Here is a 7,311-nt window from a genome sequence, read left to right as displayed (position 1 = left end):
TCATCCTGGCCGCGATCTTCGTCTCCGCGGTGTTCGAGTTCGGCAAGGTCGACGCCATCGGCCATTCCGGGATCATCGTGGTCTTGGTCGCCATCGCCGCCGACGACGCCCGCATCGCCGTCCGCCGGCGCGACGTGGCGCTGGCTCCGGCCTACTACGCGGTGGCGCTCACCGGCTTCCTCACGCTCTACTACGTCGGCCATGCCGCGATGTACGGCGCGCTGTTCTCGGCGCCCGTCATTTGATCGGATCGGACAGCCTCACCATCTGGTTGGCTTGTTCGCTTTTTGTACTGGCTGTGGCGTGGGTGTAGCAGCCTCCGCAGAGCCCTTCGGCTACCATCCGGCATCTCTCAGGTGCCCCCATGCTCACCCTCACCTCGATCCTCACCCGCAGCGTCCTCGCCGTAGCGACCGTGGGCGGCCTTGCCGTCTTGGCGGATAGCGCGGTGAGATCTGAGCTTGAACGCGCTGTGCGGGGCGATCTGGCGTTCCTGGGACGTGCCCCGATGCCGGTGCGCATCGTCCAGGCGGATGAGCGCTACACCGCTAAGGGGCTGGACCGAAGCCGGCTCGGTGCAACCGTTCGGATGGTCGGCGCGGAAGACGGGCAGTAGCGATCTCGGGAGGCTAACTGAGCGCGAGCGGGTGCATGGACGGTGTTCCGCAGTATGTCTTCGAAAGGGGGCAGCCCACATACGTCCGACGATGCATCAGCGTCAGCGAGAAGACAGCAGTGTAGTTTCCGGTGACCGTCACCGGCCCGTGGCAAGCCAGGCAGCGTTTCACCGCCAGGGTGTATTTCCCGTGTGCGTCCGCAAGGCTGACTGCGAGCCACTGCCCGTCAACCTTCACCTCGCATTGAACCGGATCTGCTGTCGTCATGGCTGACCGTGCCATGCGCCCTAAGACCTTACCAGTGCTGATCGATCACGGTCGAGGCGGAACCTAAATAAATCCGCGACTGCGCCGGCGAGGCCGCACCTTCTGTCCAAGGTGGTGCTGCTCTGCCGGCGCTCGACTTTATTAGCCGGTCGCTAAGATCAGCGTGGCTAGACGTGGTTAACAAAGGGTTGCCTCTGCCAAGTGACGATCCTCGGGGGCCTTATCAGCGCAACGACGGTCGCCGCGTAGCGCTTCTCCGAAATCGTGCCGGCGTGTGTGACGACCCACGCCCCGGCCCGCAAGCAACCCCGTCACTCATCGCTGAAAACGGCGGCGGGGATAGTGGCTACGGCCACTGGCAGCACTGTCATGGCCTTGAGCTGACAGTTGCTTGACTTGCTTTCACCGCCCCGAGCCACGCACCAGCATCTTGAGACGCTGGTCGATGTCTTCGATGCGGGCCGCGATGCCACGGCGGATGCACTTGCCGAGGCTGTCGCCGGCATAGAAGCCGAGTTTCGCCTCCTGCTCGCGGCAGGCGGAGGTCGGTGTCCAGGTTAAGTATCCGGCGGCAGCGATGGCGATGGCGATAAGCTCTATTACCAGCCAGCCGCCCCAACCGAGGCGGAAGCTTTCGCGCTTGCCCATTCCGTGCCGGCGCGGACCTAGGGACGCCAGCGTGTCGCGGGTCTCCGAGCGGATCAAATGGTTCGGGCTCTGCGCAGGCGCAGCGATCCGGTTCAGACGAGCGCGAGCACGCTCCGCGTCGGAGGGGAGCGGGTGCGCACCTGGATCGTTGGACATGGTGTGCATGGTCAACTCGCACAGTAGGGATGGGCAGCTGCTCGGTGTCGCTTCGTTGCGGCAGGGAGCGTAGTCAGGCCACCGCACGTGCATGGCACCCGATGACTACGTGAAGGATAGGATTACAACTTAAAGATACTCCTAACGGGATGCAGTTCAGCGCCCGACTCTTAATGCTGGGCTGAGCAGCCTCATCATCGAGGCGCACCCGGCTTGCATACCCGACCGCCGCGCGGCTGGTGAGACTGAGATAGAAAAGGCTCACATCACAACCGCGCTTTCACATGACCACGCTGTAACGTGGTAACGCGATCCCGTTGCCATTTCCCGCGTGGTCATCTAACGTCCGATAAGAAGAGATTATCGGACCTCAGAACTCAGCATGCCGTCCAACCTCCCGCGCCTCGCCTTCTCGCACTCCGGGCAGGACTTCATCGTCAAGGCCCGCCAAACGTCGGATGGGGTAGAGGTTCGCGGCTACTGGCATGCTCGATCGAGGGGGCAGACGCGGTTTTTCGTCGTCGTGCCGAACGAGGCCATACAGAAAGCCCGACGCCCTGACTGGGCCGATCCCGTGCAAGCTGCCTCGAAGCTCGTGCGCAACCAGATTGTTTCGGCGATCGATGAAGGCGAGCCGCTGGGCGAGGAGACTCAGCCTTGAGCACAGACGTAAGCCTCCTCCCGCCGAATAGCCTTGAAGCCTTCGCTGACCGAGCACGCGAGTATGCGGGTCAGGCGCGGGCTAAAAACACACGTCGTGCATACGCCTCCGACGCGAGAGCGTTCGCGACATGGTGCGCTACTCGCGATGAGTCTGCTCTGCCAGCCAGTGCTGCCGCAGTGCTCGCGTATCTCATCGACCACGCTGCCACGTTGAAAGTTACCACGTTACAACGTCGCCTTGCTGCGATCCGAGAGCAGCACGCCGCAGCGGGCTTCGTTCTTGATACGACTTCGGCAGCGTTCCGAGATGCGTGGCGCGGGATCAAGCGGGCGCATGGCCGGCCAGCTGAAAAGAAGCGCCCGCTGATGACGGTGGATCTCCGCCGCGCCGTGGCGACGCTACCCGATACCCTTGCGGGCAGACGCGATCGAGCGCTGATCCTGGTTGGTTTCGCAGCGGCCCTTCGGCGATCCGAACTTGCCGGGCTTCAGGTTTCACGCCGCGATGGTGCTGCCTGGATCGAAGAGCAGCCCGACGGCCTCGTGATCCATCTCGGGCGCAGCAAGACGGATCAGCAGAGTGAAGGCGCCGAGGTTGGCGTGCCCTACGGATCGAATTTGGAGACGTGCCCGGTGCGGAGCTATCGCGCGTGGATTAATGCCGCTCAGTTGCGGGAGGGACCGGCGTTCCGACCAATCGACCGACACGGAAGACTTGGGTTGGAGGCTGTCACGGACCGGGCTGTGGCTCGGATTGTCCAACGGACCGTCGAAGCGGCCGCGCTGGTGGATGGTCACTCGCTAGAGGAGGCGCAACGGATAGCGTCGGCCTTTGCCGGCCATTCGCTTCGATCTGGGCTCGCCACCTCGGCGGCGGCCAACGACGCGCCAGGCCACACAATCCAGCGGCAGCTTCGACATAAGCGCTTCGACACGACCAGCGGCTACATCCGATCCGGGCAGATCTTCAAACAGAACCCAGCTGGGATGGCGGGCCTGTGATGCGGGTCCTAGCTCTCACGACGCAGAAGGGTGGCAGCGGCAAGAGCACGCTTGCCGCGAGCCTCGCCGCTGCCGCGATGCAGGACGGGGAGACGGTTGCGGTGCTTGATACGGACCAGCAGGCTTCGCTTGCCGGCTGGGGACGGCGGCGCGAAGCTGATGGGCTGGACGTGCAGCGGGTCGAACCCTCGGCCTTCGCGGGCACGCTTAAGCGGATGCGCGGCGCTGGGCAGATCTCCCTGGCGATCGTAGATACGCCAGGTCGGTACGGCCCCGATGTCGCCCTCGTGCTTCGGGAGGCCAGCCTGTGCCTCCTGCCAGTGAAGCCATCGATCCTCGATGTGGAGGCGGCCCGGCCGACCGTGGAACAGATCCGGCTCCTCGGCAGGCCATTCGCCTTCGTGCTCAACCAGTGCAACGCGACGACGCAGGCCCGGACGCTTGATGCGGCAACCGCGCTCGTGAGTTCCGGTGCACTGGCGCCGTCGATGGTCGCGACCCGCTCTGACTTCCTCGACTCGATGACGATGGGGCAGGGGGTCACGGAACTCGCCCCGAAGGGCAAAGCCGCAACCGAAATTCGCCTGCTTTGGCAATGGGTGAAGGCGCAGCTTGCAGGAACGAACGCATGAGCAAAAAGCCGCGGCCGTCCATAAACGATCAACTCGCCCGGATCGCTTCTCAGTCGTCTTCTAACGTTACCACGTCGTCACGTGACAGCGTTGTAACGTCGGAACGTGAGGACGTGGAAACGGGGAACGCTCCACGTGACAACGTGGCGTTTATCGAACCGGTTGGTCCGGACGGCTACAAGCGACGGGTCCGGTACGAGAAGCCGCACGCTTCCCTGTACGCGCACCCAAAGGTCTTCAAGGCGCTTCGAGAGATCGCGGTCGCTCAGGATTGCAAGCCGCACGATCTCTATCTCGAAGGGCTCAGGCTCGTGCTGAAGGCGCACGGGCGAGATTTCGATGCACTGAACCGAGGTGAGTAGCGAGGTGTCACGCGACCACGTGGCAACGTGATCACGTCATTGTCCGAGCGTGGGCGCACCACGGCGCGGATCAGAGGCACATCGTCCACGACGAGCACGGGCAGCGATCGTGGCGGTGTCACAACATCTCCCAAGCGGTTCGACCCCGGCGCGATCTGCTCACGCGGCGGGGGAACCCCAGATCTCACCAGCTAGGCCGATACGCAACTTGGCCCGGACGTAGGATGGCGGCGCTTGGTTAGAGGCACGTCACCGCGACGGGTGCCGCGGTGTGCCGGAACGGGGCGCTGAGCGGCTTCAGACCGTCTCAGCAGCCTTCTTCCGGCCGCGCGCCTTCGGGGCTACCTTGGGGGCTTCTGTGGCCTCGGTTGCGGTCTTCCGGCGCTGCTGACCGAGACCAAGCGCATGGGCTAGCGCAGAGCGCTGCGCCGAGTAGTTGGCCGTCGTCATCGGGTAGTCAGCCGGCAAGCCGTACTTCGCCCGATAGCCCTCGGGGGTCAGTCCACGGAGCGTCAGGTGGCGCTTCAGCGTCTTGTAGGACTTCCCGTCCTCGAAGCTGATCAGCGCATCCGGGGTGATTGACTTGCGGATCTGAGCGGGCGTCGGCTTCTCGGGACCAGCAGGCTCTGCGGGGGCTTCGTTGCCGAGAGCAGCCAGGGCGGCATGCACGCTGGCGATCAGAGCCGGCAGCTCGGCGACGGGCACGTTGTTGTTCGAGACGAAAGCGGACACGAGGTCGGCCGTCAGCTCGGTGGTGTTGTCAGGCAGCGCCTGTTCAAGTTCGTCCATAGTTCGTTCTCAACCGCATGCAACCTGTAGCGGCAGTCACCATGCATATATCTCGCTTTAGTGGAAGCCTGGCGTTGAAAATCCTCCTGGATTTTCGAGAAATCCAATCCTTGTGTCAGCCTTTTTGAACCATTCAATGGCTATTTCATCACCATTCGGTGGACGATGTAGCATGGACGAACCTAATTACCCGCGGCGATCTCCGCGTCGAGAGACAATGATCATCGGGGCGCTTCGCACGGATGACGGGGATGAGGTCCCCTGCGTGGTGCGGGATGTGTCAAAAGAAGGTGCCCGCATCTCGGTTTCGCAACGGGAACCGCTGTCGGACTGCGTCGAGCTCACTCTGCAAGGTTCTCAGCGATCCGTGCGGATGCGGGTCGTATGGCGCCGCGGTGCGGATGTCGGTCTGTCGATCCTTGGTGTCACGAACCCGGTGACGGGTGAGGTCGTCAGGTAGAACCTAATCGCAGCCTCCCCTTCGACACACCATCACCCGGCGAGCCTTTTCCGTCAAAGACCACAGGGTTTTGAAGGCAATCATGCCAACTTACCGATTAGAATGCATCTTGCGCTTCTATGATGGACGCTCTGGATCGGCGGTGGACGGCCGCAATATACAAGCGATCTCTCCTATGGAAGCCATTGCAATTGCTAAAATGCATGACTGCAACAAACCATCTATGTTTCTATCGATGGCTTCGCTATACAATTCGCGTCAAGATATAATTTGGTCTTTCAGATCAGATTTATCTATGCAGTCAGGCTCAAACGCCGCAAGAAACTTAAACAACCCCTGATCCGGTCCGCACCAAACGGTAGCCGCGGGCCTCTGGTTTAGGGGCAGCCGTCTTGGCGACGTGACCGGGGCGCACGGTGTCGCGAAGCTGTCCGATCAGGCCGAGGGCGTCCGTCTGGTCGTCATGGACACCCTGCGGGGAAGCTGACAGCGTCCGCCAGATTGCTACGTGCTGCGTGAAGGTGCGCCCGCGATGCAGACTATGGAGATCTGATCGACCCTTCCGAGGATTTCCTGTAAGCACCGCCGCTGGGGGGCGTTTCTTGCAGGGAGCGCATCATGATTGATGCTGGCTTCACGTTCGGCGGTGACCTTCTAGGTTTCGTTGCTCTCGGCTTATGGATTTGGCTCGCCTGCACCTCCCCTTCAATCCAAGCGTGGATAATGGCGCGCTACGAAGACGAGTTGCAGATGGGCACTGCCTCACCCATGCCAGATCAATCTATGCAAGCGGCTTGGTTGCCTCAGCTCGCCTATCGTGTTGCCATGGCCGCGATCGTTTGTCAGTCGATCGGGTTCGCCATTCCCGATTGAAACGGGGAATGGTTCTGTTCCGGCTTCGGCGTGCTGAACAACCTCTTCCACCAAGCTGTATTTAGAAAGGCGCCTCAGATTTCCGTCATCGTGCCTTCCAGCATGGCCTGGACCACCGACGGGGTAATGATTGCGCTGGCCCTTTGGCCGAGCAGCGTCGCCAGATCCTGAGCGTTGGCCAGGGACGGGTCGCGCAGGCGGATCGAGACGATGGCATCGCCACCCTGACGGATCGCCACCCCGAACTCGCCGGGGGCGACCTCCTCCGCCATGAAGTGCTGGTCCATGCCGTGAATGCCGGTGATGCCGAAGGCCATGTGAGCGTATCCGCAGATGAGGGATTGCGTGTCAGTGAAGGTAGCACGTTGCGAAGTCGGATCAGCATGAGCAGCATGCTTCTGGCGCAGGTGATGTGTCCGATATGATAGGAAATGTAGGGTTTTATGGAAGTCTCATCACGAGTGACGCATGGCTGAAGCCGGTTGCGGTTGACCATCCGCGCGGTGCTTCTGCCACGTGAGCACGAGCGTCGCGACGCCTGACCTCAAGACCGGCTCTGATAACGACCTTGGCGAAGTTCAGAAGCCCGACGCCGTCCATCATCACACCCTCAACGAGCCTGATCCGGTCCGCACCGAACGATAGCCGCCGCTCTCCGGCTTCGGTTTTGGCGCCTTCGCGACATGGCCGGGACGCACGGTATCGAGAAGCTGACTGATCGGCCCCCACGAGGTGGTCCAAGGGTAAAGTTAGTGCACGGTGGGCCGCTCCGCCACGGGTAGCTTGGCCGGCGGAGCTGGTCTGGCGAGCGCAGCCGGCCAAGCGGAGAAGGCTGGCATGAA

Annotated in this window: 9 protein-coding genes and 1 pseudogene; 7 read left to right on the top strand and 3 right to left on the bottom strand. The window is 62.3% G+C overall.

What is annotated here, in order from left to right; translation table 11 throughout:
- Both FV229_RS23695 and FV229_RS23690 read left to right on the top strand, forming a co-directional pair.
- Positions 1-245, top strand: a pseudogene (locus tag FV229_RS23695) (hypothetical protein); the annotation flags it as partial.
- 119 nt (positions 246-364) lie between these two features.
- Positions 365-616 carry a hypothetical protein gene (locus FV229_RS23690; RefSeq protein WP_147754305.1) on the top strand — a complete coding sequence of 84 codons (252 nt, stop codon included), beginning with the start codon at positions 365-367 and terminating at the stop codon, positions 614-616.
- A gap of 670 nt (positions 617-1,286) precedes the next feature.
- Here FV229_RS23690 and FV229_RS23685 read toward each other — a convergent pair.
- Positions 1,287-1,697: a hypothetical protein gene (locus FV229_RS23685; RefSeq protein ID WP_147754304.1), complete on the bottom strand. Its 411-nt coding sequence runs from the start codon at positions 1,695-1,697 to the stop codon at positions 1,287-1,289.
- Between the two features lie 373 nt (positions 1,698-2,070).
- Between FV229_RS23685 and FV229_RS23680 the strand changes: the two genes are divergently transcribed.
- The 4 genes from FV229_RS23680 (at position 2,071) to FV229_RS23665 (ending at position 4,347) form a co-directional block, all read left to right on the top strand.
- The gene (locus FV229_RS23680) at positions 2,071-2,349 is read left to right on the top strand and encodes a hypothetical protein (RefSeq protein WP_147754303.1); all 279 of its coding nucleotides are present in this window, start codon (positions 2,071-2,073) and stop codon (positions 2,347-2,349) included.
- A 179-nt stretch (positions 2,350-2,528) separates the two neighbouring features.
- Positions 2,529-3,353 (top strand): site-specific integrase, encoded by an 825-nt coding sequence (locus FV229_RS23675; RefSeq protein ID WP_246688314.1) that lies wholly within the window; start codon positions 2,529-2,531, stop codon positions 3,351-3,353.
- Positions 3,353-3,985 carry a ParA family protein gene (locus FV229_RS23670; RefSeq protein WP_147754301.1) on the top strand — a complete coding sequence of 211 codons (633 nt, stop codon included), beginning with the start codon at positions 3,353-3,355 and terminating at the stop codon, positions 3,983-3,985. The genes FV229_RS23675 and FV229_RS23670 overlap by 1 nt, the downstream gene beginning before the upstream one ends.
- The gene (locus FV229_RS23665) at positions 3,982-4,347 is read left to right on the top strand and encodes a hypothetical protein (RefSeq protein ID WP_147754300.1); all 366 of its coding nucleotides are present in this window, start codon (positions 3,982-3,984) and stop codon (positions 4,345-4,347) included. Before FV229_RS23670 ends, FV229_RS23665 begins: the two co-directional genes overlap by 4 nt.
- 297 nt (positions 4,348-4,644) lie before the next feature.
- Here the strand turns inward: FV229_RS23665 and FV229_RS23660 are convergent, their stop codons facing one another.
- Positions 4,645-5,136 (bottom strand): MucR family transcriptional regulator, encoded by a 492-nt coding sequence (locus tag FV229_RS23660; protein WP_147754299.1) that lies wholly within the window; start codon positions 5,134-5,136, stop codon positions 4,645-4,647.
- Between the two features lie 1,078 nt (positions 5,137-6,214).
- Between FV229_RS23660 and FV229_RS23650 the strand changes: the two genes are divergently transcribed.
- Positions 6,215-6,469 carry a hypothetical protein gene (locus FV229_RS23650; RefSeq protein WP_147754297.1) on the top strand — a complete coding sequence of 85 codons (255 nt, stop codon included), beginning with the start codon at positions 6,215-6,217 and terminating at the stop codon, positions 6,467-6,469.
- A gap of 74 nt (positions 6,470-6,543) precedes the next feature.
- On the opposite strand, the gene FV229_RS23645 is transcribed toward FV229_RS23650, so the two are convergent.
- Positions 6,544-6,786 (bottom strand): hypothetical protein, encoded by a 243-nt coding sequence (locus FV229_RS23645; RefSeq protein ID WP_147754296.1) that lies wholly within the window; start codon positions 6,784-6,786, stop codon positions 6,544-6,546.
- Positions 6,787-7,311: the final 525 nt, after the last annotated feature.

Origin of the sequence: Methylobacterium sp. WL120 (assembly GCF_008039465.1) — a bacterium.
In the GTDB taxonomy this organism is placed as follows: domain Bacteria; phylum Pseudomonadota; class Alphaproteobacteria; order Rhizobiales; family Beijerinckiaceae; genus Methylobacterium; species Methylobacterium cerastii.
This window is presented reverse-complemented; position numbering and strand designations above follow the sequence as displayed.

Bases quoted from the DNA above. Each gene is read 5' to 3' on its own strand.
- FV229_RS23690 (WP_147754305.1), top strand. From the start codon at position 365: ATGCTCACCCTCACCTCGATCCTCACCCGCAGCGTCCTCGCCGTAGCG.
- FV229_RS23685 (WP_147754304.1), bottom strand. From the start codon at position 1,697: ATGCACACCATGTCCAACGATCCAGGTGCGCACCCGCTCCCCTCCGAC.
- FV229_RS23680 (WP_147754303.1), top strand. From the start codon at position 2,071: ATGCCGTCCAACCTCCCGCGCCTCGCCTTCTCGCACTCCGGGCAGGAC.
- FV229_RS23670 (WP_147754301.1), top strand. From the start codon at position 3,353: ATGCGGGTCCTAGCTCTCACGACGCAGAAGGGTGGCAGCGGCAAGAGC.
- FV229_RS23665 (WP_147754300.1), top strand. From the start codon at position 3,982: ATGAGCAAAAAGCCGCGGCCGTCCATAAACGATCAACTCGCCCGGATC.
- FV229_RS23660 (WP_147754299.1), bottom strand. From the start codon at position 5,136: ATGGACGAACTTGAACAGGCGCTGCCTGACAACACCACCGAGCTGACG.
- FV229_RS23650 (WP_147754297.1), top strand. From the start codon at position 6,215: ATGATTGATGCTGGCTTCACGTTCGGCGGTGACCTTCTAGGTTTCGTT.
- FV229_RS23645 (WP_147754296.1), bottom strand. From the start codon at position 6,786: ATGGCCTTCGGCATCACCGGCATTCACGGCATGGACCAGCACTTCATG.